Below are 24169 nucleotides of genomic sequence, written 5' to 3'. Positions count from 1 at the left end.
ACCCCTCCCGACGCCACCCCCCGCCCGGGGTCGCACAGGGAGCCGCCCCCTGCGGCGCGGTGTGGGGGGGGGGGGGGCGGCCCCGGGGGCGCCGGCCCTTCCGGGATGGGAGGGCCGGCGCTCTTGTGCTGCGTGCGTCAGTTGTTCGGCTCGTCGGCGCTGATGTCGGCCAGCACCGACTGCGGCTCACGCTCGACCGCGAGGTCGCCCATCGAGACCAGGCCGATCAGGCGGCCCTCGTCGACCACCGGCAGCCGGCGTACGGCGTAGGTACGCATCAGGTCAGCGGCGGACACCGCGTCGTCGTACTGGCTCACCGTGATCACATCGCGGCTGGTGATCTGGTTCAGCCGGGTCGAGCCCGGGTCCATGTTCTCCGCGACACCCCGGACCGTGATGTCCCGGTCCGTGACGATACCGACGACACTGTCGCCATCGGTCACCACCACGTCACCAATGGCGCTGTCGCGCATCTCCTGCGCGGCGGCGATCAGCGTGTCGTTGCCGTCCATCGTCACCAACCGGGTCGTCATGAACTCTCCGACCGTTGTCATGGTGCTCCCCTCTCGGTGTCGGCACGGCCCGTCTACCCGCCGCTCCGCAGGGGGTAACACCATCGGTCGACCGGCTATCCGGGTGGCCGACGCAGGCGGCACAGTTAGCAGAGACCACTGCTGGTCAGGGTGTAGAACATCGGCAGCAGCGGGAAGGTGCCGCGGGGCAGCGAGCCTCGGCGCCGCCGCCTACCGTGGACGAGGTGCTGACGGGTGAGCGTGAGCTGCGGGAGCTGATCGGCGGCAACGCCTGGCTGACCCGGGCACTGACCGTGGTCCGCGACTCCGGCCTACCCGACGCCTGGATCGGCGCGGGCGCCCTGCGCGACCTGGTCTGGGGCGAGCGGTACGGCGACGGGTTCGACCCGACGACCGTCCGTGACGTGGACGTGGTCTTCTTCGACCCGGCGAGGTTGTCCCGCGAGGACGACCAACGGGCCACCGACCGTCTGGTCGCCGCCTGGTCGGCTGCACCGTGGCAGGCGCGCAACCAGGCGGCGGTACACACCTGGTACGCCTCGAAGTTTGGCGGTGACCCGATCGCGCCGTACCGGAGCGTCGCCGAGGCGGTGGCCACCTGGCCGGAGTACGCCACGGCCGTGGCCGTGCGCCTGGCAGCGGGTGGTGAGCTGGAGGTCTGCGCCCCGTACGGCCTCGCGGACCTGCTCGGCGGGGTGTGGCGGCACAACCCGGCCCGGGTGGACGTCGCGCGGTCCCGACAGCGGCTGGCCCGTCACCGGCCCGCGCATCGCTGGCCCGGGGTGACCGTGGTCGAGCCGGGCTGAGCCGGCAGCCGCCGGCGATCCCTCAGGAGCGGGGCGGTATCCCGTACATCCGCTCCACGTGCAGGCGCAGCACCAGCCGCTGCTCGGCAACCATGGCGCTGCGGTATTCGGCCCAGTCCGGGTGCTCGCCGCGCAACGACCGGTAGAGCCCGACCAGTTCCTCGACCGTGGCGTCCTCGACGTCGGCCGCCGTGGCGGTCAGCTCGGCACGCCCCTCGACGACCGTGTACGCCCAGCCGTCCTCGCTGCTGACGTGGAAGCTGGCGCGCGGGTCCCGACGGAGGTTGGCGGTCTTGGCCCGGCCGTCGGTGACGGATACCCGGATCAGGCCGGCAGCGGGATCGAACGAGTAGACCACCGTGGACAGCTGCGGTCGCCCGTCACGTTTGATGGTGGCGAGGACGCCCATCGAACGACCGGCGACCAGGTCGGTCAACGCCTGCTGGTTGGGATTCTCCGGCACAACTTCCTCCAGGTGGCGCGGTCGGCTTCGTCCATCCAAACACGACCGGCGCGGTCCCGCTCCCGATGTGCCGGCGCCCATCACCGACTGCGGGCCCGGACCGTGACCGGCCGGGCCCGCAGGGGACGGTGATCCTCAGCGCCGTTCGGCGGCGACCAACTCGGCGAGCTGTACGGCGTTGAGCGCCGCGCCCTTGCGCAGGTTGTCGTTGGAGCAGAACAGCGCCAGCCCGTACTCGACGGTCTCGTCGGCGCGGATGCGACCCACGTAGGTCGGGTCCTGCCCGGCGGCCTGCAACGGCGTCGGCACGGCGGTGAGCGCGACGCCGGGCGCGTCGGCCAGCAGCTCGTGGGCCCGCTGCGGCGTGATCGGCCGCGCGAAGCGGGCGTTGATCTGCAGCGAGTGGCCGGTGAAGACCGGCACCCGGACGCAGGTGCCGGAGACCTTGAGGTCGGGGATCTCCAGGATCTTGCGACTCTCGTTGCGGAGCTTCTGCTCCTCGTCGGTCTCGAACGAGCCGTCGTCGACGATCGAGCCGGCCAGCGGCAGCACGTTGAAGGCGATCGGCTCGGCGAACGAGCGCGGCGCGGGGAACTCCACGGCCGACCCGTCGAAGGCCAGAGCCGAGGCGTGCTCGGCGACCTTGCGGACCTGCTCGTCCAGTTCGGCGACGCCGGCCAGCCCGGCGCCGGAGACCGCCTGGTACGTCGAGATGACCAGGCCGATCAGACCGGCCTCGGCGTGCAGCGGGCGCAGCACCGGCATCGCGGCCATCGTCGTGCAGTTGGGGTTAGCGATGATGCCCTTCGGGCGGTCGGCCGCGGCGTGTGGGTTGACCTCGGCGACCACCAGTGGCACCAGCGGGTCCATCCGGAACGCCGACGAGTTGTCGATCACTACGGCGCCGGCCTCGGCGACCCGGGGAGCCAGCTCCCTGGCCGTGCCCTTACCTGCCGAGAAGAGCACGATGTCCAGCCCGGAGTAGTCCGCCGTCGCGGCGTCCTCGACGGTCACCTCCCCGTCGCGCCACGGCAACGTACGCCCCGCGGAACGCGCCGAGGCGAACAATCGCACCTGCTCCGCGGGGAACTCCCGCTCCGCCAGCACCTGCCGCATCACGCCACCGACCTGGCCGGTGGCCCCCACAATGCCGATCCTCATGCCCCGGAGGCTACCCACCCCACCCCCGAAACCGGGACCCCTTTCCCACCTCCCGGGTCCCACCTCACACCGGACCGCGCCCGGCACGTTGATCAAGAGGTTTGCGTCAGGAAGCGCGTGCAATCCGACGCAAACCTCTTGATCAACGCGTCTACAGCAGGTGTAGGTCTCCTAGGGCTGCGGACTCCAGGTCTTCTCGGATCACTGCCGCGTCGCCCTCGACCACCAGGGTCAGCGCGTCGGTGTGCAGGTGGGTGGCCGCTGCCGCCGACACCTGGTCCACGTCGGCGTTGAGCAGTTCCTCGCGCAGCCGGGCGTGGTAGTCGTCCGGCAGGTCGTGCACCACGAGCGTGGTCAGCGCCGACGCGATCGCCCGCGGGCTCTGCAACTCGACCGAGAGCTGCCCGGCCCGCCAGGAACGGGCCACCGCCAGCTCGTCCTCGGTCACGCCGTCCGCCTGCGTACGGGCGATCTCGCCCACCGCCTCGACCAGGGCCGGCGTGGTGACCGCGGTCTGCACGCCCGAGCTGACCGCGAACCGGCCGAACCGGCGGGACGAGGCGAACTCGCCCCGGATGCCGTACGTGTATCCGCGCACCTCGCGGATGAGGTGGTTGAGCCGGGAGGTGAACGCCCCGCCGAGGACCGTGCCGGCGAGGGTCATCGGTACGTGGTCGGGGTGCGCCCGGTGCGGCGACGGGTGACCGAGCCGCAGCGTGGACTGCACCGAGCCCGGCCGGTCCACCAGGATGATCCGCCGGCCGGCGCGCAGCGGCACCTCGACCGGACCGCCGCGCTCGGCCGGACCGCCTCCGGTGCCGGCGAACGCCGCGGCCGCCAGCGCGTCCAGGTCGATCCGGTCCAGGTCACCGGCGACGACCAGGGTGCCGGGCCGCAGGAACCACTCGGAGTGGAAGACGGTGATGTCCTCCACGTCCAGGGCGGCCACCGAGTCCGGGTCGCCGTACATCGGTCGTCCCCACCGCGTGTCGGCGCCGAACAGGTCGGCGCGCAGCGCGGCGTCGGCGCGCGGACCGGGGTTGGCCCAGTCCATGCGCAGCGCGTTCGCCTCGTCGTCGCGGACCCGCCGCACGTCGGTCGGGTCGAGCCGGGGCGTCCGGACGGCCTCGGCGAGCAGTTCCACGGCGGCGGTCAACCGGTCCACCGGGACCTGCACGCTGACCTGGAACGAGTCCCAGTCCAGCCCGGTCACCAGTTCGGTGCCCAACGCCTCGATGGCCAGCGCGTACGCGGTGGCGTCCCGCTGCGCGGTGCCCTCCTCCATGGCCTTGGCGAGGACGCCGCCCAGGCCCTCCTTACCGGCCAGCTCGCGGCCGGCGCCCGCGTCGAGCAACAGCAGCGCGACGGCGAGGTTCTGCCCGGGCAGGTGCGCGGCGACCACCTGCCCGCCGCCTACCGCGCGGCGGACCACCGGCGGGAACCGGTACGGGCGAGCGGCACCCGGGCCGGGACGGTCGGTGATCAGCGTCATGCGGTCTCCTCGGGCACGTAGGTCAGGGTCACCCGGTCGGCGGCGCCGAGCACCTCGGCGGCCGTCTCGGCGATCTGCTCGGCGGTCACGGCGAGCCAGGCGGGCAGCCGGTCGGCGGCCCGGGCAGGGTCGCCGAACTGGGTGGCGTACCGGCCGAGCGTGTCCGCGCGGCCGTCCACCGTCGACATCTGCCGCCACCACGCGGTGCTCAGCAGCGCCTTGGCCCGGTCCAGTTCGGCGGCGGTGACCGGCACGGTGGCCAGCTCGTCGACGACCTCGGCGAGCCCTTCGGTCAGCCGTTCGGCGCTCACCCCGGGCCGGGCCGTGGCGGTGGCGATCAGCGGCGCGGGCGCGTGCGCGAGGTCCACCCCGTACGCGCCGACCAGGTCGGGTTGGGCGATCCGCTCGCCGTCGGCGAGCCGCTGGTAGAGCCGACTGCCCCGACCGCTGCCGAGGACCGTGGCGAGGACGGTGAGCACGTCGTACCCGGGGGTGCCGAACGGGTGGCCGCGGTGCGCGACGTAGACGCGCGGCGCGGGCACGTCGGCGCTCACCGTCTCCACGGCGGGCTGCCCGGTCGCCGGGACGCTGCGGCCGTCCGGGGCGGCGGGGATGTCGTCGCGGGCGGGCAACGCGCCGAAGTACTTGTCGGCCAGCGCGAACACCTCGGCGGCCGTGGCGTCGCCGACGACGGTGAGCACCGCGTTGTTCGGCGCGTAGTACATCTCGTGGAACGCCTGGAAGGTCGCGAGGTCGGCGGCGTTCAGGTCGGCCATGGAACCGATCGTCGAGTGGTGGTACGGGTGCCCCGGCGGGTAGAGCAGCGGCAGCAGCCGCAGCCAGGCGTCCCCGTACGGGACGTTCTCGTAGCGCTGCCGGCGCTCGTTCTTGACCACCTCGCGCTGGTTGTCCAGCGTCTCCTGGGTGAGCGCCGGGACGAGCCCGCCCATCCGGTCGGCCTCCAGCCAGAGCGCCAACTCCAGGTGTTCGGCCGGGACCGTCTCGAAGTAGTTCGTCCGGTCCGGGTTGGTGGTGGCGTTCAGCGAGCCGCCGGAGCCCTGGATCAGCTTCATGTGTTCGGTCTTCGCCACGTTCACCGAGCCCTCGAACATGAGGTGTTCGAAGAGATGGGCGAAGCCGGTCTGCCCGGCCGGCTCGTGCCGGGATCCGACGTCGTACCAGAGGTTGACGGCCACCGCGGGCGCGGTGCGATCCTCGCTCACCACCACACGCAGGCCGTTGTCCAGTCGGGACGTCTCGATGGGCCAGGGGTAACCACTGTCGGGCATGGCACGACGCTATCCGATCTCGCGGACGGAAAGGTGACGTGCGGTGCGTCGGCGAGCCGACCCACCCGCCCGCATCGAGTCCGCCGCTCGGGGTACCGCAGGGGGTATGACCCGACCGACCCCACGCCGCGCCGCCCGCGCCGTCGAACGCGCGAGCGCCGCGCTCGGCCGCCTGCGCCGCGGCCGGTTGCTGCATCCGGCGGGCGCGTCGTTCTCCGCCCTGGTGACGATCTGGGGTACGCCCGGACCGCCCGTCGGGGTCGGCCTCCTGGACGACCCCGGTGAGTACGCGGGCACGGTCCGGCTGTCCCGGGGGACGCCGACGCCGGGCGGGTGGCCGGACGTGCTGGGTTTGGCCCTGCGCGTGCACTCCGGCCAGGGGCGTCCGTTCGACCTGCTGGTCAGCTCCAGCGGGGCGGCTCCGGTGCTGCGGAACCTGCCACTGCCCCGCCGGGGGTTCTCCGGGACGTACAGCACGATCATGGGCTATCGCGCGGGTCGTCGCCGACTCTGGTTGGCCGCGTTGGCCGACCCGGAGGCGGTCGACCTCGGTCGTACCCTGTCCGCCGTCACGGCCGCGGCCCGGACGGACGCGCCGCGCCTGGTGCTCGCGGTCGCGTCCGCCGTGGGGCCGTGGCGGCCGGTCGGCCAGGTCGGCATCGGCGTCCCGCTGGACGCCCGCCAGGACGCCGCGCTCGCGTTCGACCCGGTGCGCAACCTGCCGGCCGGCCTGCGGGCGGCCGGTCCGCTCGGCTGGCTGCGCGAGCAGACCTACCGGGGGTCACGCCGGGCCCGCGGCGCGACGGTTCAGTCCGGCGGCTCGACGGCCACCACGGTCTGATCCGAGGTACGCCGTTCCAGCACCGTGTCGGGGGCCGCGTTCTGGTCCGCCTCGCGCAGGTCCGATTCGGCGAGGATGGCCTCCGCCTGCGCCTGCGGATCGTCACTGCCCGCGGCGACCTCCTCGGGAAGGAGGTGGTGGGCGCGGGACTCCGCCCGCTCCTGATCGCTCTGCTCGTCAGTCATGGCACCCCTGTTACCCCGGGCCCGACCTTCGCACGCGGTGTTCACGCCGCATCCTGGGACGAGGGACGGGCGAGCCCGGCCCGGTCGGGTAGGCTGGCCCGGTGATGAGGACGTATCCATGGTTTAGGCAGCCGGCTGGCACGCCGGTGACTTCACCATGATCTGACGTCACCACGGACCGAGCCGGCCGGGCAGGAGCTGTCGTTCCCGCCCCTCTGCGTACGAGCAGCCGGCTCGTCCCGGGCACCGGCCCCGGGCACGGTCGGCGAAAGGATGCCCACCGTGACGACCCCGGAGACCGATCGGGTCAGCGACCAGCGGATCGACCGCGTCGTGCCGCTGACCACACCCGCCCTGCTGCACCACGAGTTGCCCCTGGACGCCCCGCTCGCCGCGGCCGTGTTGAACGACCGCCGCGCGGTGAGCCGCGTTCTCGACCGCGAGGACGACCGCCTGCTGGTGGTGGTCGGCCCGTGCTCGGTGCACGACCCGGCCGCCGCGCTGGAGTACGCCGAGCGCCTGCGCGCCGCCGCCGACCGGCTCGCCGACGACCTGCTCATCGTCATGCGGGTCTACTTCGAGAAACCCCGCTCGACGGTCGGCTGGAAGGGCCTGATCAACGACCCCGGGCTGGACGGCAGCGGCGACGTCAACACCGGCCTGCGTCGAGCCCGTGCGCTGCTGCTCGACGTCCTGCGCCTCGGCCTGCCGGTGGGCTGCGAGTTCCTCGACCCGATCACCCCGCAGTACATCGCCGACACGGTGGGCTGGGGCGCGATCGGCGCCCGCACCGTGGAGAGCCAGGTGCACCGGCAGCTCGCCTCCGGCCTGTCCATGCCGATCGGCATGAAGAACCGCCCCGACGGCAGCATCGGCACGGCCGTGGACGCGATCCGCGCAGCGGGAGTGCCGCACGTGTTCCCGGGCATCGACTTCTCGGGCACCCCCGCGATCATGCACACGCGCGGGAACACCGACGGTCACCTGGTGCTCCGTGGCGGCGGCGGTCGACCCAACTACGACGCGGCGTCGGTGGCGGGGGCGCTCGACCTGCTCCGGGCCGCCGGGCTGCCCGAGCGTCTGGTGATCGACGCCAGCCACGCCAACAGCGGCAAGGACCACCGCAACCAACCACTGGTCGCCGCCGACGTGGCCGCCCAACTGGGCGCCGGCCAGCGCGGAATCACCGGCGTGATGCTGGAGTCGTTCCTCCTGCCCGGCCGGCAGGACCTCGATCCCACCCGCGAGCTGGTGTACGGCCGTTCGGTGACGGACGCCTGCCTCGGCTGGGACGACACCGCCGAGGTGCTCGCCGCACTGGCCACCGCCGTGCGCGCGCGCCGGGCCACCCTGCCCACCGCCGCCTGAGGGTGTGACGGCCGGCACTGCGGTGCGCGGAACACGAGTGGGTGCGGCCTGGTTAACTGAGGTGTCGGTGTGCTCAGTGTCCCCGGGCCTCACCTAAATAGCCCTCGCGGAATACCGTTCGGCTGGAGCCGCGTCGCGCCACTCGCCGAGAGGCGACCTACACACCGACACCAGCGCCGCCCCCGGCTCACGAGGCCGGGGGCGGCGCTGTCGGTAGGCACGGGGCAGGCGCAGGGCGTGACGTTTGACCGATTCCGGCCCGGGTAGCTGACCAACGTGACCGACGACGCATCCGTGGCCGACGAGCCGGACACCCGGGCCCTCGACGACCTGCTGGACGACATCTTCCGGGGCCAGGAGCGCATCCAGCAGGCGGAGATCTACCGCCAGGCGGTCGCCGCCGAACTCCCGCCGGACCTGCTCGCCCGCATCGACGCGTTACCCGAGGGCGAGTACGCGGTGGACGAGGCCAGCGACCTGCTGGGTGGCAGCGTCGCCTGAGCGGAACGAGCGCAGCCAGCGAGCCCAGCGACGCGAAGGGACGACACCATGACGCACCACGAGGACCACGAGGAGAAGGTCCCGGCGCTGGGCCAGCCGCCGGAGGGCACGGACACCACGCCCGAGCCGGACTTCGCCAACGAGCACGACCGCACGGCGGTGGACCGGGACATCATCACGGGCGCGGACGAGGACGAGCGCGAGCCGGAGTCGCCGCACGGCTGGTCCGGCATGCAGCGGTGACGCGTACGACAGGAGGGGGCCGGCAGATGCCGGCCCCCTCCTCGCGTCTGCTCGTCAGTCGTCGTGTCCGCCCTCGGCGGCCTGCTGGGCCGAGGCGTACGCCATCTGGAGGAAGTCGGAGGCTGCCACGGCGGTGAGCGCGGTCGCCACCAGACGCGTCAGCCGGGGGGCGAGCACCAGTCCCCCGGTGAGCCCCGTCGCCACCCAGACCGCCAGGCAGAACGGGCAGCTCAGCAACTCGCCGATGGCGTGCCGGGTGGAGCTGCCCGAGTCGCGGACCTGCTCCATCACCTCGCCGCTGCCGATCGGCCGGTCGTATCGGGTGAACGGGGCCCGCAGCGGGCTGGTCACCGCGTCCTTGGACAGCAGCCGGCTGAGCTTGTGCGTGGCGATGGAGAGGAGCACCACATCGGCGACGGCGGGACGCTCGGGTACCGGCCGCCCGGTCACCTTGACCAGGCCGGCGAGCGCTCCGGTGACGCCCGCGTAGGTGCCCATCGCCGCCAGGTAGCCGCCGAGCGGTCGATGCTCGTGCGGCGCGTACGCCCGGCGCAGCCGCGCCACCCTCTGTCGCAGGCCAGTGTCGGTCACCGGTCTCCTTCCATGTCGTCGTGGTACGAAAGTTCCGAACGGTCGGCGTGTCTCAACCGGCCTGCAGGTTGTCGGCGACCTCGCGGGCGAGGTTGGCCAGCGCCTCGTCGGCCAACTGGTCCGGGTCGGCACCGGAGCCGTCGGTCAGGTCGAGCTGGATCCGCGCGCCGCCGGAGTCGGCCGGATCCACCCGGATCTCGGCTGCCCAGTCGGCGTCACCCCAGCGGGCCCGCAGTTCCTCCCCGCTGACCTCGGCCGGAGGGCTCCCGTCGGATCGCAGTGGCGCGGGCAACCAGGCCGAGGCTCGGGCCGGGTCGGTGGCCGTGTTGAAGACCACCTCGGGCGGCGCGGACATGCCACGCACGGCTCGGGCCGCCATCAGGCGTCCCGCAGACGGCTCGGGTCGACCTCCCGGCCCGGGTGGCGCGCCAGGTACTCGGTCTCCAGATCCGCCGTGCGCCGCAGATGGTTCGCGAGCGCGGAATCCGCCGCGTGCCGCAGCGTGTCCAGCCGGGTGCGGTGCAGGCTGTGCATCTCGCGGATCAGATCGTCGTCGGTCAGCTCCGTCGGGTCGACGCCGACCGCGTCGCCGTCGAGTTCGGCGCCCCCGGGGTCGGCGAAGTGGTCGCCGTCCCACTCGGGCACCCGCTGCTCCGGGCTCATCTCCGTACCGCCGCTGGACGCAAACCCGTCCTCGCGTACCGATCCGGTCATCATCGCCCCCCTGGTCTCGTTTGGGCTGGCGCCTAGACGGATGCCCACCCCGGGTGACACCAAACCATCCCGTCCGCGCGCCAGCTACGACACCGTGTCGGAGAGCGCCGCCGTCCCCGGTACCCTCGACGCCATGAGGTGGCTCTGGACCCCGGCGTGGATCGCACGTCACGTGGCCATGGTCGTGCTGGTCGGGAGCTTCCTCGGGCTGGGCTGGTGGCAGATCAGCCGGGCCACCGCCGGCAACAACCTCAGCTGGGGGTACGCCGTCGAGTGGCCGATCTTCGCCGGCTTCGTGGTGTACGTCTGGTGGCGCGAGGTGCGGCTGGCCCGGCGCGGCGCGCAGGGCGGCACGGTGTCTCCCGGCGCTCCGGCCGACGAGCCGGCCCCGGCCGCGAGCGCCGACTCCCGACCGGCGGTACGCCGACCGGTGCGGGTGACCAGGGCGCCGGTCGACGCGACGCCCGGTGACGACGCGGCGCTGGCCGCGTACAACGACTACCTGTCATGGTTGAACGCCAATCCGGGCGCCCGGCCCGGTGACTATCCCGGCTGAGCCGGGCCTGAAGAAGGACGGACGAAGTGGGCGCAGCCCTTACTCGGTACCGCGTGATCGCCTGGATCGTGGGCGTGGTGCTGATCCTGCTGGTCGTGATCGGGATGCCGCTGAAGTACGCGTTCGACAACCCGACGGTGGTGGAGACCGTCGGCCCGGCGCACGGCTTCCTCTACATGATCTATCTGGTGGCCGCGTTCGACCTGAGTCGCCGGGCCGACTGGCCGCTGAAGCGGATGCTCCTGGTGATGCTGGCCGGCACCGTGCCGTTCGTCTCGTTCTACGCCGAGCGTCGCGTCACCGCCTGGCTCGACCGGCCGGCCACCCGTACGCCGGAGCCGGTCGCCGGCTGACCGGGGGCCCTGAGGGCTGTCCGGTCAGCGGTTCGGCCGCCAGGGGTCGGCCGAGGCGACCGGGTCGACCCAACCGCCGTACCGGTTGACCTCCCGGGCGCGCAGCAGCGCCCGGGTGACCTGACCGAACTGCCGCTCGTCGTCGGCGCTGAAGAGCAGCACCTCCGCGCCCCGGTGCCATCCCCACAGCTCGTACGGCGGTGGCCGCCAGCGGTCACCGACGAGGGCGAGGGTGGCCGGCAGCAGAAGGACCGCTCCGAGGATGAGGTACGCCCCGGCGGTCAACCGCTGTAGGCCGCCACTGAAGCCGAGGAGCAGGCCGACCACGCCGATCATGGAGGCGGTGGTCACGACGGCCCGGACGGCGATCCGGTCGTGCGGCCCTCGGGTGGTACGCAGGTTGGTCAGGTCGGGGATGCGGTAGCTGGTGCGTCCGACGGTGAACCGGTCGACGGTGACGATGATGCCGGGTCGCGCGTAGAGCAGCGTGGACCTGGCACTGGGCACCGTTCGTTGCGGTCGCGTCGTTGCGCCTTCACGATTCACGGATCCTCCCGCGGGTGCGGTCTGTCGGGTCGGATCCCGTGACCACCGGCGTGAGCCGCCGATGACGGGATTCCCGGCCCCGGGCTCCATTGTGTTGGGGCACCGCCACTGCACCTGGGCATTTACGGCAGCGGACGGCTCACCCGTCCGGGCGACATCGTCGCGAAACAGCATCCATTTCACCTTTTATCGGGTATGGCGCGCTGTTAACCGGCGGCATGCGCCGGGAACGACGAAAGTCGCATATCGGTCAAAATCGCAAGCAAAAGCGCCGCAGAAGCCTTCACCCCCGTGTCGGCGGCCCCATTGACGCTGTGGTTCCGCAGTGGCACTTCCTGCCACTTGGTCAACATTCGCCCCTGCTTCAACTGCGCAGCACAACCGTCCCGGGTTAGGTTGGGCGAGCCGGTCCGGCCCAGTGTCGTCCACCCGGACGACCCCGGCCGGTGTCGCCGAGGGCGTCAGCAGCCCCGTCGGCGGCCGTGGGAGAGGAGCCTCTCGCTCTTGTCATCCCTGAGAACCCTGCTGCGTACCGTGGCGCTGGTCGGCCTGTCGGCCGCCCTGATCGCCCCGACGGCGGCGGCGCACGCCGAGCCGTCCCCCGCCGACCTGACCCGCCGGATCGAGACGTCCTCGGCCGAGCTGGAGCGGGTCGTGGAGTCGTACAACAAGCTCACCGAGGACATCAAGGTCAACAAAGCAGCGGTGGCCCGATTACAGGCCCGCATCGGCCCGCTCGAACAGCAGGCCGAGCAGAGCCGGGCGGACGTCGCCGCACTCGCCAACACCGCGTACCGAAGCGGCGGTCTGCGTACCGCCGACGCGCTGCTCCGGCCCGGCGGCGCCGCCGCCATGCTGGACCGGCTCGGCACCCTCGACCAGCTGACCCGACAGCGTCAGGAGCGCATCTCCGGCTTCACCGACAACCAGCGGCGACTGCTCGACGAGAAGAATCGGCTGGACGCCACCCTGGCCCGGCAGGCCGCCCAGGCCCACGAGTTGGCGGCGGGCAAGACGCGCATCGAGAAGGACCTGGCCGAGTTGTACGAGCTGCGCCGACAGGCGTACGGGGCGGCCACCGAGCGGCCCGCGCCCAAGGCGACCGAGGCCGAGGCCCGAAACGTACCTGCGATCGCCGGAGATGCCGGCGCGGCGGTGCGCTACGCCTTCGGCGCGATCGGCAAGCCGTACGTCTGGGCAGGTGAGGGGCCGGGCGGCTACGACTGCTCCGGGCTCACCCTGGCCGCCTGGCGGGCGGCCGGACGATCGCTGCCACACAGCGCGCGGATGCAGTGGGGGGCGGTCGCACACATCGGCCGAGGCGATCTGCGACCCGGAGACCTCATCTTCTACAGCGGTCTGGGGCACGTCGCGCTCTACGTGGGCGACGGGCAGGTGATCGACGCGCCGAGCGCCGGTCGCAACGTGCTCAAGCGCGGCATGAACATGATGTCGATCCACGGGTACGGCAGGGTCCGCTAGACGGTGAACGGCCGGCGTCCCCCTATCGGACGCCGGCCGTTAGCCGTCATTACTACCAGGTCAGGCTGCCTGCAGCCCCTCGGCCCGAGCCAGCTCGCGGAGCCGGCCGAGGGCCTGGATCTCGAGCTGCCGGATCCGCTCGCGGGACAGCGAGAAGCGGGACGCGACCTCGGTCAGCGAGTGCTCGCGGCCGTCCTCCAGGCCGTAGCGGGCCCGCATGATGCCGGCGGACCGGTCGTCGAGGTGGTTGAGCAGCCCCTCGATGCGCTGCCGCTCGAGGCCGCTCAGGACGATGTCCTCCGGGGACGGCGCGTCGCTGTCGGCGACCAGGTCACCGAGGTTGGTGTCGCCGTCGTCGCCGACCGGGGTGTCCAGCGAAACCGTGTCCTGCGACCAGCGGCGCAGCTCGTTGACCCGCTCGACGGTGACCCCGAGCGATGCCGCGATCTGCTCCGGCTCCGGGTCGCTGCCCAGCTCACGGGTGAGTTGCCGGGTCACGTTGCGCATCCGGTTGACGTCCTCCACCAGGTGCACCGGCAGCCGGACGGTGCGCTCCTGCTGGGCGATCGCCCGGCTGATGGCCTGGCGGATCCACCACGTGGCGTAGGTGGAGAACTTGTAGCCACGCTCGTAGTCGAACTTCTCGACCGCTCGGACGAGGCCGGTGTTGCCCTCCTGGATCAGGTCCAGCATGGGCATCCCCGAGCGTACGTAACGACGCGCGATCGACACGACCAGTCGCAGGTTGGCGCGGATGAAGAGGTCCTTCGCGCGCTCACCCTCGGCGACCAGCCGATCCAGGTCGGCCCGGTCGACACCGTCGGGAACGGCATCCTCGCCGAGCAGGTGCTCGGCGTAGAGGCCCGCCTCGATCGCCTTGGAGAGATCGACCTCCTTGGCGGCGTCCAGCAGTGGCGTCCGGGAGATCTCGTGCAGGTAGACGCCGACCAGGTCACGCTCCTCGGCGACCTCGTCGGTTCGCATGCCAATGTTCTTGTCCACGTTGCCCACGGTCCCCTCGCTCGCGCCGGTTGCCCGGTTCCTTGCCATTCCCCACGTCCGGTCAGCCCTGGTAACTTCTGCTGTGCCCACCGGTGCTGACACCTACACAACAGATGAGACGTGTCGGGTGTTCCATTTCGTGAGTCGAAAGTGTCACGAATGCCTGAGTAGTTGCTGAGAGCACGGTCCATGTTTGCTGTCAGCACCCGCCGGGTGGCGCGCCGCTGGGCACCTCGGACGGGTTGGCGGATCGACGAATCGCCGATTGCCCGCACCATAGGCAACACCGCCCGCCGCGCTGACACAGCGACCCGGGTCACCACCGCGCTGCGATCCTGGTCACTGCCAGATACGCAGCGGTGGACCGGTCGGTTCATCCACGAGGTGTTATTACCCTCCGCCCCGATGAACAATCCGGAGCCCCGTTCGCTTCCCGGGTGGGGCGCGCTCAGGAGGCGAGCAGCGCGAGGGCCCCGCGTACCTGGTCGGCGGAGCGGGCGAGGGCGGCCCGCGCGGCGGTCACCTCGGCCCCGGAGACCAGGGTGACGAGCGCCGTCTTCAGGTCGCCGTCGGCCTCGCCGAGGGCCCGCCGGGAGACCTCCTCGGAACACCCGGTCGCCTCGACCAGGATCGAGATCATTCGGCCCCGGAGCTTGGCGTTGGTGGCAACCATATCGATCATGAGGTTCGAGTAGACCCGCCCCAGGCGCACCATGACGGCGGTCGAGAACGCGTTCAGCACCAACTTCTGCGCCGTGCCCGCCTTCATCCGGGTCGACCCGGTGACCACCTCGGGTCCGGTGTCCACCCCGATGAACACGTCGACCGACCGAGCGGCCTCCGCCTCCGGATTCGCGCAGAGCAGCACCGTCGAGGCGCCCGTGGAGCGGGATGCGGCGAGCGCCCCGAGGACGTACGGGGTGCGTCCGCTGGCCGCCAGACCGACCACGAGGTCACCGGCTCGCACACAGCCGGCCGCCTCGATCGCGCCGCCCCGGTCGTCGTCTTCGGCGTCCTCGACGGCGCGCAGCATGGCGTCCGGGCCGCCGGCGAGGTGGGCGCAGAACCAGTCCCGGGGCGAGTTGAAGGTGGGCGCAAGTTCGGCCGCGTCGAGCACGCCCAGCCGGCCGGAGGTGCCGGCCCCGAAGTAGTGCACCCGGTGGCCGCCGCGCAGCGCCGCGACGGCCAGGTCGACCGTCGCGGCGATCTCGTCGAGCACCGCGGCGACCGCCGCCGGCACCCGTCGGTCGGCGTCGTTGATCACGGTGAGGACGTCCCGGGTCGACATCAGGTCGAGGTCGACGCTGAGCGGGTTACGCCGTTCGGTGGGCGCGGCCACCCGGACCGTGGGGCGGGTGGGTGGTGCTGCCTTGTCCTTGTCCGGCTCGACCGAGCCGGGCGTCATCCCCGCCTCCGGCTCGCGCCCACCCGGTGCGACTGGACCGCCTCGGCGGTCGCCTCGAGGGCCTTGCGGGCCCGGGACCGGTTGCGGGCGGCCACCCCGACGAAGAGGCAGTCGACGACGGTGAGCTGCGCCAGACGGCTGGCCGTGGCACCCGAGCGGTAGGTCGTCTCGCGGGCCGCGGTGGTCAGGACGAAGTCGGCGACCTCGGTGATCGGCGAGCGCGGGAAGTTGGTCAGCGCCACGGTGCTCGCGCCACGCGTCCGGGCCTGTTCCAGCACCTCGATCACGTCCGAGGTGGTGCCGGTGTGCGAGATGCCGATCGCCACGTCGCCGCGACCGAGCAGGGCGGCCGAGGTCAGCGCGGTGTGCACGTCCGGGAAGTAGAAGGCGATCCGGCCGATGCGGTGCAGCTTCTGCTGGAAGTCCGAGGCGACGAACCCACTGGCCCCGGCGCCGTAGATGTCGATCCGGCCAGCGCCGGCGATCGCCTCGACGACCTGCTCGCAGACGGCCGGGTCGAGCTGTTCGGCGGTCTCCTCGACAGCTCGTGCGTCGTTGAACGCGATGGTGGCGATGATCTGGGCGAGATCCGCGCCGGGCGGGATGTCACCACCGACGACCCGGGCGTCCGGAGGTTCGACGCGACGGGCGGCCTCGGCGGCGAGCCGGATGCGCAGTTGCGGGTAGCCGTCCATCCCGACCGACCGGCAGAACCGGATGACGGTCGCCTCCGATGTCTCCGCTGCGGTGGCGAGGTCGGTGATGGTCCTCCGCGCGGCGGCGGCCGGGTCGGACACGACAAGTCGGGCGACCCGCTGCTCGGCGGGCGACAGCGACGGCAGGAGCCCGCTGATGTGGACGATCAGTCCACCAGGCTCGTGACTCGCAGAAATCTTCGGACTCTTCGCCACGGGTGAAACTTACTTTCACCAAGCGTGAGCGTCAACCATCACCGTACGTGGTGGGAAAGTGTCGACGATCCGGATCACGCCATTCGCACAGCGTGCCACGCACCCAGGACCGCCGCCTCATCCGCCGGGTCGAGTCCACCCTGCGGTACGTCACCCGGGTCGGCCCTCATCCAGGCGGCCGTCACCCGAACGGTGTCGGCGAGCGGACGGACGACCAACCCGGCGGCCAGCGCCGCGGAGACGTCCCGGTCCATCAGGCCGGCGAACTCCGGCAGCCGTACCCACAGGGGCAGTGCCCGCTCCCCCCACCACTCGCGTACGTCGTGCTCGCGCAGGAAGTCCTGATCCACCCAGGTGAGACGGGGATCCTCCACGCCCAGCCCGGCGGCCACCCCGGCCAGCAGCTCCGCCCGGGACATCGTCGGCCCGTTCCCGTCGTACGTGCCGCTGAGCCGGGTGTCGCCGGCGTGCAGCAGCCAGCCGGCGAGGTCCTCGACGTCCACGAACTGCACCCGGTCGGTCGGCTCCCCCGGCGCGAGAATTTCGCCGCCACGGGCCAGCCGTCGCACCCAGTACGGGAAGCGGTTACTCGAATCCTCGGCTCCGACGATCAGCCCGGCCCGGCAGATGAACGACCTGTCCACGCCCATCCGCTCGCGGACCAGCTGCTCGATGGCGACCTTGCACTCGCCGTACCAGCGGAAGTCCGGGCCCGGTCCGTCCACGTCCGACGGCGGAGGCGGCAACACCGGCGCGTTCGCCGCGGAGAGACCCGGGGTCGTGTTGTCCGCGTACACCGACATCGTCGACACGAACGACCAGTGACCGACGTGGTCGGCCAGCGCGGCGAGCGCGTACCGGGCGTGGCTGATCTGGCGCGTCACGTCCACCACGGCGTCGAAACCCTGACCGGCGAGCGGCGTCAGCGCCGCCGGGTCGTCGCGGTCCACCGACACGAACCGCGCCCCCTCCGGTACGGCGCCGGACACGCCCCGCGCCGCGCAGGTCACCTCATGCCCCCGCGCGACGGCGAGCCGAGCCACCGCCCGACCAAGAAACCGGGTACCCCCAAGAACCAGAATCCGCGCCATGCCCCGATCCTGCGCCGCCCCACCCCGAAAAACCCACCCCCTCTGCTCTCAGCAGACACACCACCCGGGGCGGGGTGGGGGTTAGCGTTTGGGGATGGTGGGGCGGAGTGTGGTGGTGACCGGTGGGGGCGGCGGGTTGGGCGGCGCGGTCGTTGCCTCCTTTGTCGAGGCGGGCTGGCGGGTGGTCGTACCACGAAGGGGTGGGCCCGCCGGGTCGGAGCCGGCGGCGGACGGGCTGGTCTCGCTCGGCGCGGACCTGACCGAGCCGGCGGACGTGGCGCGGGTGGTCGAGGCCGCCGCGGCCGATCCGGCGGCGCCGCTGCGGGCGGTGGTGAACCTGGTCGGCGGGTACGCGAGCGGCGGCCTGGTGCACGAGACACCGGTCGAGGAGTTCGAGCGGATGCTCACCGTCAACCTGCGCCCCACGTACCTGGTCACGCAGGCCGCGCTGCCGCACCTGGTGGCGGCCGGAGGCGGCGCGGTGGTGTGCGTCTCCGCCCGCGCGGCGGTCAGCCCGTTCGCCGGGGCGGCCGGTTACGTCACGGCCAAGGCCGCGGTGCTGGCCTTCGCCAACGCCGTCGCGGTGGAGTACCGCTCGCGCGGGGTCCGCTGCAACACCGTGCTGCCCAGCGTCATCGACACCCCGACGAACCGGGCCGCGCAGCCCGACGCCGACCACGCGCGGTGGGTCAGCCCGGCCGAGATCGCGCCGGTGATCCGTTTCCTCGCCTCGGCGGACTCGGCGCCGACCAGCGGGGCCACCGTTCCGGTCTACGGACGCGCCTGAACCAGCAGCGGCACGTCGCCGGGCCCGGCCTGATCCGGTGTCGGTGGCGTCCCGGTCGACGGCCGCGCCGGGTCGGGTCGGATGTCCGACGGCAGCCAGGACGACAGGTGGGCCTGGATCTGCTCGGTCACCTCCTCGGCGGGCCGGCCCGCGTCGACGAGTACGAAGCTCGGGTACTCGGGCAGGGTCCGGTAGGCGGTGTCCGCCGCGGTCAACCAGCCCATCGACTCGTGGTCGGTGCCGCGCTCCTCGATGCGCCGGTAGGCCTCCGCCGGGTCGACGGCGAGCAGGAAGGTCACCTGCGGCGTCGGGAACAGCCGGTAGCCGGCCCGCGCCAGTCGTTCCCAGCGGTGCCCGCCGTGGGCGCGGATGCTGGCGTACTGGCAGGCCGAGTAGCGGTCCATGACGGCCGTCCGACCAGTGAACAGGCAACCGAGCAGGGCCGCGGCGATGGCCAGCCAGCGCAGTACGGACTCCACCGCGAGGACGCCGTCGCGCCCGACGAGGCGTTGCGCGTCCGGTAGGCCGAGACGGTGGGCGAGCCGCCCGAGCCAGCGACGCCCGCTGGCGTTGCGGCGGTACGTCGCGGGGCGGCCGGCCGCGTTGAGCGCGTCCGCCAGTCGGTGTGCCTGAGTGGTCTTGCCCGAGCCGTCGATGCCGATCAGAGCGACGGTGCGCAACCGGGCCTTGCGGCGTCGCGTCCCCGATGGTCTGGCCACCCTCGACAGGTTATCCGACCGATGCCCGCCTCCTGCGATCTTTGTTCCCGTTTGCTCCGGTTGGCACCCGCCCGCGACCAGAGCAGGTGTGGGCGACCGGAATGCCGGGTACGGGAGTTCGAATCCAACCGCCTGTCCACCACGACACGACCGACGGGAGATCCAGATGGCTGAGCGCGGGGACGAGAGTCTGGTGCACACCCTGAAGAAGGTCGCCGCCGTGCTCAAGCAGTCCGAGATCCCGTTCGCCCTGGGCGGCAGCTTCGCCGTCTATGCCCACGGCGGCCACTCCAGCGACCACGACGTCGACTTCCTCATTCGCGAGGCCGACGTCGAACGGTCGCTGGAGGCGCTGGTCGCCGCCGGCTTCCGCGCCGAGCGACCGCCGGAGGACTGGCTCGTCAAGGTCTTCGACGAGGAGCGGATGGTGGACCTGATCCACCGGCCCATCGAGACGCCGGTGACCGAGGAGACGTTCGCCGACACCGTCGTACGGCCGGTGGACGCCATCCACATGCCGGTCCTGTCCGCCACCCAGCTCATGGTGCACAAGCTGCTCAGCTTCTCGCAGCACTACTGCGACTTCGCCCGCGGCCTGCCGCTGGCCCGGTCGCTACGGGAGCAGATCGACTGGGAACGGGTACGCAAGGAGACGCAGCACTCGCCGTACGCCGAGGCGTTCCTGGTGTTGCTGGACCGGCTGGAGGTGGTGCCGGAGCCCGGCACCCCGGCAGGAGAGGAGACACCGTGACGAACGATCAGGCCGGTGGCGCGGCGCCACCCGACGAGTACGTCGAAGCGGAGATCCAACGGTCGCTCACCGAGGATCCGGCCGTCGCCGAACAGGGGATCACCGTCATCCGACGCGATGACGTCCTGGTGCTTTACGGCGAGGTGGAGAGCCCGCACCGGCGGGAGGAGATCCTGCGTCTCGTGGCGGAGCGTTTCCCGGACGTGCCGATCACCAGCGACATCGGGGTGATCCGCGTCCAGGCGCCCACGGAGATCGAGCAACTGCCCTGAGGGAGGTTTCATGGTGATCCGGATCGCCGCCGTGGGCGACGTGCATCTGGACGAGGACGTGGTCGGCCGGTTCCGCCCGGCGCTGGAGGAGCTGCCGGAGTGCGCCGACGTGCTGCTGCTGGCCGGCGACCTGACCCGGCACGGCACCGAGGCCGAGGCGCGCTGCGTCGCGCAGGAGTTCGGTGGGCTCGCCGTACCGGTGGTCACCGTGCTGGGCAACCACGACCACCAGTGTGATCAGGTGCCGCAGGTGGTGAAGGTGCTCGAGGACGCGGGCATCACCGTACTGGAGGGCAACGGCGTCGTCCTGGACTGTGCGGGCGGTCGGCTCGGCATCGCGGGGGTCAAGGGCTTCGGCGGGGGTTTCGCCGGCCGGTGCGCGAGCGACTTCGGCGAGCCGGAGATGAAGGCGTTCGTCCGGACCACCAACGAGAGCGCGGACCGCCTGGGAGAGGCCCTGCGCTCGCTGGAGTGCGACATGCTGGTCGCGCTCACGCACTACGCCCCGGTCCCGGACACGCTGGTCGGCGAGCCGCTGGAGATCTACCCGTTCCTGGGGTCGTACCAGTTGGGGCAGGCGATCGACTCGGCGCCGACCGCCCTGGCCCTGCACGGGCACGCGCACGCCGGAACCGAGCGCGGCATGACCCCGGGCGGGGTACTCGTCCGCAACGTGGCGCACCCGGTGATCAAGCAGGCGTACAGCGTCTTTCATGTTGGGGATCAACTCGACACGGAGCAGGTTTCCCCGATCGGAGGGTCGGGTATTCAGAGGTCATGGAGCTGATTCTCTGGATTCTCGCAGTCGTACTCGTGGTCGCCGGCATCCTCGCGCTGTTCCGCCGGCAGATCCTGTGGGGCATCGTCCTCATCGTCGTCGGGCTGCTCGTCGGCCCGGGTGGTGTCAGCATCTTCAATTGACGCTCGTACCCCATAACCACATCCTCACGAACACCGGGACCCGTCGGGGTCGCCGCGACCGGAGCTTCGTCCTCCCGACAGAAGCACCGGCCGCAGCGGCCCCGGCGCTTTTTTGGGGTTTGACCGGACGCCGGGCGGAAACATCTCGATGATGGAGATATCTCGCGAGGCAGGGCCGACCTCCGGTCGGCGGTCGCGCTGGGCGCTCGCCGCCTTCGCGGCGGCGGTCTTCGTCGCGGCCGCGATCGGCGGGCTCGGTGTGCGGGGCACCACCGACGAGTACGCGAGCCTGCGCCAGCCGGACTGGGCGCCGCCGTCGTGGCTCTTCGGCCCGGTCTGGACGGTCCTCTACGCGCTGATCGCGGTCGCCGGTTGGCTGGTCTGGCGTCGGGTCGGCTTCTCCCCCGCCCTGTGGGCCTGGTCCGCCCAACTCGTGCTCAACGCCATCTGGACGCCGCTGTTCTTCGGCGCGGGTCGGTACGGGCTGGCGTTCGCCGAGATCGTGGTGATGTGGCTGGCGATCGGCCTCACCGTGGTGCTCTTCGCCCGGGTGTCCCGGGTCGCGGCCGCGCTGCTGCTGCCGTACTGGGCGTGGGTCACCTTCGCCGCCGCGCTGAATCTGTCGATCTGGCGGCTCAACGCCTGACCGCCCGACCGGTCTCCGGCGGGTCACCCCGCCGGAGACCACCAGAGGTCAGCAGCGGGGCACGTTCGGGATGTATCCGTCGTAACCGGTGTAGACGTACGCGTCGGCGATGTAGCGGCCGCTACCGATGCGGTCCCAGATCGAGCTGGTGCCGTAGGTACCGGTGACGGTGGTGCCGCTGGTCTGGCAGGAGATGGTCACCCGGGTGCCGTCGGCGACGGTGCCCACCGAGGCGTACCCGGTGCCGGGGCCGGAGCGGACGGTCAGCGGCGTGCCACTGGTGTCGACCGTGCCGTTACCGCTGCCCGACGAGCAACCGTTGTCGCTGGTGTAGGTCTTGGTCCCCCAGTACAGGCCGAGGGCGCCGTTGAACCGGACCTGCACGTCGTTGCCGTTGAGGCGCTGCTCGTAGTGCAGGTGCGGGCCGGTGGACCCGCCGGTGCTGCCGACCCAGCCGATCACCTTGCCGTACCCGACAGTCTGCCCGACCGAGACGTTGAAGCCGTTGAGGTGGGCGTAGTAGGTCGTGTAACCGCCACCGTGGTCGATCCGGACGTACTTGCCGTAACTGGTGCCGCCGAGGTCGGTGACCCGGTCGACCGTGCCGGGCGCGCTCGCCACCACCGGGTCGCCCAGGTCGTCGGTGCGATTGAAGTCCACGGCGTACGCCGGGCTGTGGTCCGACCGGGTCTGTCCCGACCAGGCTTGACCGCACGGGAACGGCACCTTGAAGCTCGGCGCGGCCAGGGCCGGGCTCGCCGGCGCGACGGCCCCTCCGACGAGCAGGCCGGTCACCAGCAGGCTGATCCACCGCTTACGCATCCAGCTCCTCCTATGTGCAAAACCTTCGATGAGGTGCCTCCAGCCTGACAGAAATCGCCAGTCTCCGGAAGAGGCCGGATCTGCGCCCGGGAACGCGCCCAGCCGGCGGACACGAGGTTTCGGGATTGTTACTCGCTCGTGTCTGACTGGGGGTGGACCAGACCTGATGCAAGCGCTTACATGTGTGCACGCCCAATCGGACCGGCGCGGGTCACCAGCGGAGACCACGCCGGCTAGGAAGGAGGACGGCATGGCGGTCTTTACCAGACCACGCCAGGCCTTCGTGATCGCCGGTGTACTCGGGCTGGCGTTCAGCGCCACCGCTTGCGGTACCGGCAATGACAAGAAGAGCGACAAGGCGGGTTCCGCCGAATGTGCCCCGTACGAGAAGTATCAGGGCAACGACGGCAAGAAGGTCTCGATCTACGCGTCCATCCGTGACGCCGAGGCCGACCTGCTCGAGCGTTCCTGGTCGCAGTTCACCGACTGCACCGGCATCGAGATCGCCTACGAGGGCAGCGGCGAGTTCGAGGCGCAGCTCCCCGTCCGGGTCGACGGCGGTAACGCCCCCGACATCGCGTTCGTGCCCCAGCCGGGCCTCGTGAAGCGGTTCGCGGACGCCGGCAAGCTGAAGTCCCTCGGCGCCGACACCAAGACCATGGCCGAGCAGAACATGCCGGCCGACTGGCTGAAGTACGGCACCGTCAACGGAACGCTCTACGGCGTGCCGCTCGGCGCGAACGTCAAGTCCTTCGTCTGGTACTCCCCCAAGACCTTCAAGGAGAAGGGCTGGGAGGTTCCGACCACCTGGGACCAGCTCATCGCGCTGAGCGACAAGATCGCCGCCAGCGGCATGAAGCCGTGGTGCGTGGGCGTCGAGTCCGGTGACGCCACCGGCTGGCCGGCCACCGACTGGATCGAGGACGTGATCCTGCGGACGCAGGGCCCCGAGGTCTACGACCAGTGGACCACCCACGCCATCCCGTTCAACGACCCGAGGATCGTCGACGCGGTCGACCGCGCCGGCAGCATCCTCAAGAACGAGAAGTACGTCAACGGCGGCTTCGGCGGCGTCAAGAGCATCACCACCACCGCCTTCCAGGAGGCGGGTCTGCCGGTGACCACCGGCAAGTGCGCGATGCACCGGCAGGCGTCGTTCTACGCCAACCAGTTCCCCGAGGGCACCAAGGTGGACGAGAACGGGGACGCGTTCGCGTTCTACTTCCCGACCATCGACCCGGCCAAGGGCAAGCCGGTCCTGGGCGCTGGCGAGTTCGTCGTCGCGTACGCCGACCGTCCCGAGGTGCAGGCGGTGCAGACCTACCTCGCCTCCGGCGAGTACGTGAACAGCCGCGCGAAGCTCGGCAACTGGGTCACGGCGAACAACAAGCTGGACATCGCCAACGTGGCCAGCCCGATCGACAAGCTGTCCGTCCAGATCCTGCAGGACAAGACGGGCACCTTCCGCTTCGACGGATCCGACCTGATGCCGGCCGCCGTCGGCGCGGGGACGTTCTGGAAGGGCATGATCGACTGGCTGAACGGCAAGCCGACCGCCCCGGTGCTCCAGGGCATCGAGAGCAGCTGGCCGAAGTGATCACGGCGGTGGGGGGGGGGGGGGGGGGGCCCCCCCGCCCCCCCCCCCCCCGCCGCCCCGCGCGGGGGGGTTTTGTGTGTGGTGGGGGGGCGCGGCCCAGCGGACGCCCCGACGGGGTGTT

31 protein-coding genes are annotated in these 24169 nt (G+C 71.6%); 15 read left to right on the top strand and 16 right to left on the bottom strand.

The genetic code is table 11. The features are described 5' to 3' along the window. Positions 1-137: 137 nt before the first annotated feature. The gene (locus tag AB0I89_RS33345) at positions 138-554 is read right to left on the bottom strand and encodes a CBS domain-containing protein (protein WP_355052239.1); all 417 of its coding nucleotides are present in this window, start codon (positions 552-554) and stop codon (positions 138-140) included. 203 nt (positions 555-757) lie between these two features. Here AB0I89_RS33345 and AB0I89_RS33340 point away from each other — a divergent pair, with 203 nt between their 5' ends. After that, entirely contained in the window at positions 758-1339 is a 582-nt protein-coding gene (locus AB0I89_RS33340) for a nucleotidyltransferase family protein (protein ID WP_357134802.1), read from the top strand. Positions 1340-1361: 22 nt separating this feature from the next. Here the strand turns inward: AB0I89_RS33340 and AB0I89_RS33335 are convergent, their stop codons facing one another. From AB0I89_RS33335 to AB0I89_RS33320, 4 genes are all read right to left on the bottom strand, one after another. Further along, positions 1362-1802, bottom strand: coding sequence for a PPOX class F420-dependent oxidoreductase (locus tag AB0I89_RS33335; protein WP_357134800.1), 441 nt, complete (start codon positions 1800-1802; stop codon positions 1362-1364). Between the two features lie 135 nt (positions 1803-1937). After that, positions 1938-2963, bottom strand: a complete 1026-nt coding sequence (locus tag AB0I89_RS33330) for an aspartate-semialdehyde dehydrogenase (protein ID WP_357134799.1) — start codon at positions 2961-2963, stop codon at positions 1938-1940. Between the two features lie 151 nt (positions 2964-3114). Next, a complete protein-coding gene (locus tag AB0I89_RS33325; protein WP_357134797.1) occupies positions 3115-4455 on the bottom strand; it encodes a pitrilysin family protein in 1341 nt (446 codons plus the stop codon). Next, complete coding sequence (locus AB0I89_RS33320; RefSeq protein WP_357134795.1) at positions 4452-5744, bottom strand: pitrilysin family protein; 1293 nt, start codon at positions 5742-5744, stop codon at positions 4452-4454. The genes AB0I89_RS33325 and AB0I89_RS33320 overlap by 4 nt, the downstream gene beginning before the upstream one ends. A gap of 106 nt (positions 5745-5850) precedes the next feature. On the opposite strand from AB0I89_RS33320, the gene AB0I89_RS33315 reads away from it, so the two are divergent. After that, on the top strand, positions 5851-6585 hold the full coding sequence (locus AB0I89_RS33315; RefSeq protein ID WP_357134794.1) for a phosphodiesterase: 735 nt from the start codon (positions 5851-5853) through the stop codon (positions 6583-6585). On the opposite strand, the gene AB0I89_RS33310 is transcribed toward AB0I89_RS33315, so the two are convergent. Beyond that, entirely contained in the window at positions 6552-6770 is a 219-nt protein-coding gene (locus AB0I89_RS33310) for a hypothetical protein (protein WP_355052232.1), read from the bottom strand. The two genes, AB0I89_RS33315 and AB0I89_RS33310, sit on opposite strands and share 34 nt — an antisense overlap. A gap of 273 nt (positions 6771-7043) precedes the next feature. On the opposite strand from AB0I89_RS33310, the gene AB0I89_RS33305 reads away from it, so the two are divergent. The 3 genes from AB0I89_RS33305 (at position 7044) to AB0I89_RS33295 (ending at position 8882) form a co-directional block, all read left to right on the top strand. Then, positions 7044-8138, top strand: coding sequence for a 3-deoxy-7-phosphoheptulonate synthase (locus AB0I89_RS33305; RefSeq protein ID WP_357134792.1), 1095 nt, complete (start codon positions 7044-7046; stop codon positions 8136-8138). Positions 8139-8414: 276 nt separating this feature from the next. Next, positions 8415-8639, top strand: coding sequence for a hypothetical protein (locus AB0I89_RS33300; protein ID WP_357134790.1), 225 nt, complete (start codon positions 8415-8417; stop codon positions 8637-8639). A gap of 48 nt (positions 8640-8687) precedes the next feature. Continuing rightward, positions 8688-8882 carry a hypothetical protein gene (locus AB0I89_RS33295; RefSeq protein WP_357134788.1) on the top strand — a complete coding sequence of 65 codons (195 nt, stop codon included), beginning with the start codon at positions 8688-8690 and terminating at the stop codon, positions 8880-8882. Positions 8883-8936: 54 nt separating this feature from the next. On the opposite strand, the gene AB0I89_RS33290 is transcribed toward AB0I89_RS33295, so the two are convergent. From AB0I89_RS33290 to AB0I89_RS33280, 3 genes are read right to left on the bottom strand one after another with little or no spacing between them, the layout of a single operon-like run. Further along, entirely contained in the window at positions 8937-9473 is a 537-nt protein-coding gene (locus tag AB0I89_RS33290) for a DUF1360 domain-containing protein (protein ID WP_357134787.1), read from the bottom strand. A 52-nt stretch (positions 9474-9525) separates the two neighbouring features. After that, complete coding sequence (locus tag AB0I89_RS33285; protein ID WP_357134786.1) at positions 9526-9852, bottom strand: hypothetical protein; 327 nt, start codon at positions 9850-9852, stop codon at positions 9526-9528. Further along, positions 9852-10190, bottom strand: a complete 339-nt coding sequence (locus tag AB0I89_RS33280) for a DUF6158 family protein (RefSeq protein WP_357134784.1) — start codon at positions 10188-10190, stop codon at positions 9852-9854. Before AB0I89_RS33280 ends, AB0I89_RS33285 begins: the two co-directional genes overlap by 1 nt. A gap of 130 nt (positions 10191-10320) precedes the next feature. On the opposite strand from AB0I89_RS33280, the gene AB0I89_RS33275 reads away from it, so the two are divergent. Both AB0I89_RS33275 and AB0I89_RS33270 read left to right on the top strand, forming a co-directional pair. After that, the gene (locus AB0I89_RS33275; protein WP_357134783.1) at positions 10321-10743 is read left to right on the top strand and encodes a hypothetical protein; all 423 of its coding nucleotides are present in this window, start codon (positions 10321-10323) and stop codon (positions 10741-10743) included. A 26-nt stretch (positions 10744-10769) separates the two neighbouring features. Beyond that, the gene (locus AB0I89_RS33270; RefSeq protein ID WP_355052224.1) at positions 10770-11096 is read left to right on the top strand and encodes a DUF3817 domain-containing protein; all 327 of its coding nucleotides are present in this window, start codon (positions 10770-10772) and stop codon (positions 11094-11096) included. Positions 11097-11120: 24 nt separating this feature from the next. On the opposite strand, the gene AB0I89_RS33265 is transcribed toward AB0I89_RS33270, so the two are convergent. Next, complete coding sequence (locus AB0I89_RS33265) at positions 11121-11603, bottom strand: DUF6232 family protein (protein WP_357134781.1); 483 nt, start codon at positions 11601-11603, stop codon at positions 11121-11123. Between the two features lie 543 nt (positions 11604-12146). Here AB0I89_RS33265 and AB0I89_RS33260 point away from each other — a divergent pair. Further along, on the top strand, positions 12147-13124 hold the full coding sequence (locus AB0I89_RS33260; protein WP_357134779.1) for an NlpC/P60 family protein: 978 nt from the start codon (positions 12147-12149) through the stop codon (positions 13122-13124). A gap of 60 nt (positions 13125-13184) precedes the next feature. On the opposite strand, the gene AB0I89_RS33255 is transcribed toward AB0I89_RS33260, so the two are convergent. The 4 genes from AB0I89_RS33255 to AB0I89_RS33240 form a co-directional block, all read right to left on the bottom strand. Then, complete coding sequence (locus AB0I89_RS33255) at positions 13185-14174, bottom strand: sigma-70 family RNA polymerase sigma factor (protein WP_355052221.1); 990 nt, start codon at positions 14172-14174, stop codon at positions 13185-13187. A 400-nt stretch (positions 14175-14574) separates the two neighbouring features. Continuing rightward, on the bottom strand, positions 14575-15531 hold the full coding sequence (gene murQ, locus AB0I89_RS33250; protein WP_357134777.1) for an N-acetylmuramic acid 6-phosphate etherase: 957 nt from the start codon (positions 15529-15531) through the stop codon (positions 14575-14577). Then, entirely contained in the window at positions 15528-16442 is a 915-nt protein-coding gene (locus tag AB0I89_RS33245; RefSeq protein WP_357134775.1) for a MurR/RpiR family transcriptional regulator, read from the bottom strand. Before AB0I89_RS33245 ends, murQ begins: the two co-directional genes overlap by 4 nt. A gap of 74 nt (positions 16443-16516) precedes the next feature. Then, entirely contained in the window at positions 16517-17533 is a 1017-nt protein-coding gene (locus AB0I89_RS33240) for an NAD-dependent epimerase/dehydratase family protein (protein ID WP_357134773.1), read from the bottom strand. A gap of 94 nt (positions 17534-17627) precedes the next feature. On the opposite strand from AB0I89_RS33240, the gene AB0I89_RS33235 reads away from it, so the two are divergent. Then, positions 17628-18320: an SDR family NAD(P)-dependent oxidoreductase gene (locus AB0I89_RS33235; RefSeq protein ID WP_357134772.1), complete on the top strand. Its 693-nt coding sequence runs from the start codon at positions 17628-17630 to the stop codon at positions 18318-18320. Here the strand turns inward: AB0I89_RS33235 and AB0I89_RS33230 are convergent. Further along, a complete protein-coding gene (locus tag AB0I89_RS33230) occupies positions 18305-19039 on the bottom strand; it encodes a thymidylate kinase (RefSeq protein WP_357134771.1) in 735 nt (244 codons plus the stop codon). The two genes, AB0I89_RS33235 and AB0I89_RS33230, sit on opposite strands and share 16 nt — an antisense overlap. Between AB0I89_RS33230 and AB0I89_RS33225 the strand changes: the two genes are divergently transcribed. The 5 genes from AB0I89_RS33225 (at position 18975) to AB0I89_RS33205 (ending at position 21629) form a co-directional block, all read left to right on the top strand. Then, positions 18975-19790: a nucleotidyltransferase gene (locus AB0I89_RS33225; RefSeq protein ID WP_357134769.1), complete on the top strand. Its 816-nt coding sequence runs from the start codon at positions 18975-18977 to the stop codon at positions 19788-19790. The two genes, AB0I89_RS33230 and AB0I89_RS33225, sit on opposite strands and share 65 nt — an antisense overlap. Further along, positions 19787-20062, top strand: coding sequence for a hypothetical protein (locus tag AB0I89_RS33220; protein WP_357134767.1), 276 nt, complete (start codon positions 19787-19789; stop codon positions 20060-20062). The genes AB0I89_RS33225 and AB0I89_RS33220 overlap by 4 nt, the downstream gene beginning before the upstream one ends. 10 nt (positions 20063-20072) lie before the next feature. Beyond that, complete coding sequence (locus AB0I89_RS33215) at positions 20073-20849, top strand: metallophosphoesterase (protein WP_357134766.1); 777 nt, start codon at positions 20073-20075, stop codon at positions 20847-20849. Continuing rightward, positions 20840-20983, top strand: coding sequence for a GPGG-motif small membrane protein (locus AB0I89_RS33210; RefSeq protein WP_007464364.1), 144 nt, complete (start codon positions 20840-20842; stop codon positions 20981-20983). Before AB0I89_RS33215 ends, AB0I89_RS33210 begins: the two co-directional genes overlap by 10 nt. Before the next feature lie 151 nt (positions 20984-21134). Then, on the top strand, positions 21135-21629 hold the full coding sequence (locus AB0I89_RS33205; protein ID WP_357134765.1) for a TspO/MBR family protein: 495 nt from the start codon (positions 21135-21137) through the stop codon (positions 21627-21629). A 48-nt stretch (positions 21630-21677) separates the two neighbouring features. On the opposite strand, the gene AB0I89_RS33200 is transcribed toward AB0I89_RS33205, so the two are convergent. Then, positions 21678-22451 (bottom strand): peptidoglycan DD-metalloendopeptidase family protein, encoded by a 774-nt coding sequence (locus AB0I89_RS33200; protein WP_357134763.1) that lies wholly within the window; start codon positions 22449-22451, stop codon positions 21678-21680. A gap of 250 nt (positions 22452-22701) precedes the next feature. On the opposite strand from AB0I89_RS33200, the gene AB0I89_RS33195 reads away from it, so the two are divergent. Beyond that, the gene (locus tag AB0I89_RS33195; protein ID WP_357134762.1) at positions 22702-24048 is read left to right on the top strand and encodes an ABC transporter substrate-binding protein; all 1347 of its coding nucleotides are present in this window, start codon (positions 22702-22704) and stop codon (positions 24046-24048) included. Positions 24049-24169 lie beyond the last annotated feature (121 nt).

Source organism: Micromonospora sp. NPDC049801 (genome assembly GCF_040656575.1).
Taxonomy (GTDB): Bacteria; Actinomycetota; Actinomycetes; order Mycobacteriales; family Micromonosporaceae; genus Micromonospora.
Note: the sequence above shows the minus strand (reverse complement) of the source record. Positions and strands in the feature narration are given on the sequence as shown.

Bases quoted from the DNA above. Each gene is read 5' to 3' on its own strand.
- AB0I89_RS33310 (WP_355052232.1), bottom strand. From the start codon at position 6,770: ATGACTGACGAGCAGAGCGATCAGGAGCGGGCGGAGTCCCGCGCCCAC.
- AB0I89_RS33280 (WP_357134784.1), bottom strand. From the start codon at position 10,190: ATGATGACCGGATCGGTACGCGAGGACGGGTTTGCGTCCAGCGGCGGT.
- AB0I89_RS33235 (WP_357134772.1), top strand. From the start codon at position 17,628: ATGGTGGGGCGGAGTGTGGTGGTGACCGGTGGGGGCGGCGGGTTGGGC.
- AB0I89_RS33275 (WP_357134783.1), top strand. From the start codon at position 10,321: ATGAGGTGGCTCTGGACCCCGGCGTGGATCGCACGTCACGTGGCCATG.
- AB0I89_RS33305 (WP_357134792.1), top strand. From the start codon at position 7,044: ATGCCCACCGTGACGACCCCGGAGACCGATCGGGTCAGCGACCAGCGG.
- AB0I89_RS33240 (WP_357134773.1), bottom strand. From the start codon at position 17,533: ATGGCGCGGATTCTGGTTCTTGGGGGTACCCGGTTTCTTGGTCGGGCG.
- AB0I89_RS33225 (WP_357134769.1), top strand. From the start codon at position 18,975: ATGCCGATCAGAGCGACGGTGCGCAACCGGGCCTTGCGGCGTCGCGTC.
- AB0I89_RS33295 (WP_357134788.1), top strand. From the start codon at position 8,688: ATGACGCACCACGAGGACCACGAGGAGAAGGTCCCGGCGCTGGGCCAG.
- AB0I89_RS33205 (WP_357134765.1), top strand. From the start codon at position 21,135: ATGGAGATATCTCGCGAGGCAGGGCCGACCTCCGGTCGGCGGTCGCGC.
- AB0I89_RS33200 (WP_357134763.1), bottom strand. From the start codon at position 22,451: ATGCGTAAGCGGTGGATCAGCCTGCTGGTGACCGGCCTGCTCGTCGGA.
- AB0I89_RS33345 (WP_355052239.1), bottom strand. From the start codon at position 554: ATGACAACGGTCGGAGAGTTCATGACGACCCGGTTGGTGACGATGGAC.
- AB0I89_RS33210 (WP_007464364.1), top strand. From the start codon at position 20,840: ATGGAGCTGATTCTCTGGATTCTCGCAGTCGTACTCGTGGTCGCCGGC.
- murQ (WP_357134777.1), bottom strand. From the start codon at position 15,531: ATGACGCCCGGCTCGGTCGAGCCGGACAAGGACAAGGCAGCACCACCC.
- AB0I89_RS33320 (WP_357134795.1), bottom strand. From the start codon at position 5,744: ATGCCCGACAGTGGTTACCCCTGGCCCATCGAGACGTCCCGACTGGAC.
- AB0I89_RS33325 (WP_357134797.1), bottom strand. From the start codon at position 4,455: ATGACGCTGATCACCGACCGTCCCGGCCCGGGTGCCGCTCGCCCGTAC.
- AB0I89_RS33195 (WP_357134762.1), top strand. From the start codon at position 22,702: ATGGCGGTCTTTACCAGACCACGCCAGGCCTTCGTGATCGCCGGTGTA.
- AB0I89_RS33330 (WP_357134799.1), bottom strand. From the start codon at position 2,963: ATGAGGATCGGCATTGTGGGGGCCACCGGCCAGGTCGGTGGCGTGATG.
- AB0I89_RS33255 (WP_355052221.1), bottom strand. From the start codon at position 14,174: ATGGCAAGGAACCGGGCAACCGGCGCGAGCGAGGGGACCGTGGGCAAC.
- AB0I89_RS33215 (WP_357134766.1), top strand. From the start codon at position 20,073: ATGGTGATCCGGATCGCCGCCGTGGGCGACGTGCATCTGGACGAGGAC.
- AB0I89_RS33285 (WP_357134786.1), bottom strand. From the start codon at position 9,852: ATGGCGGCCCGAGCCGTGCGTGGCATGTCCGCGCCGCCCGAGGTGGTC.
- AB0I89_RS33315 (WP_357134794.1), top strand. From the start codon at position 5,851: ATGACCCGACCGACCCCACGCCGCGCCGCCCGCGCCGTCGAACGCGCG.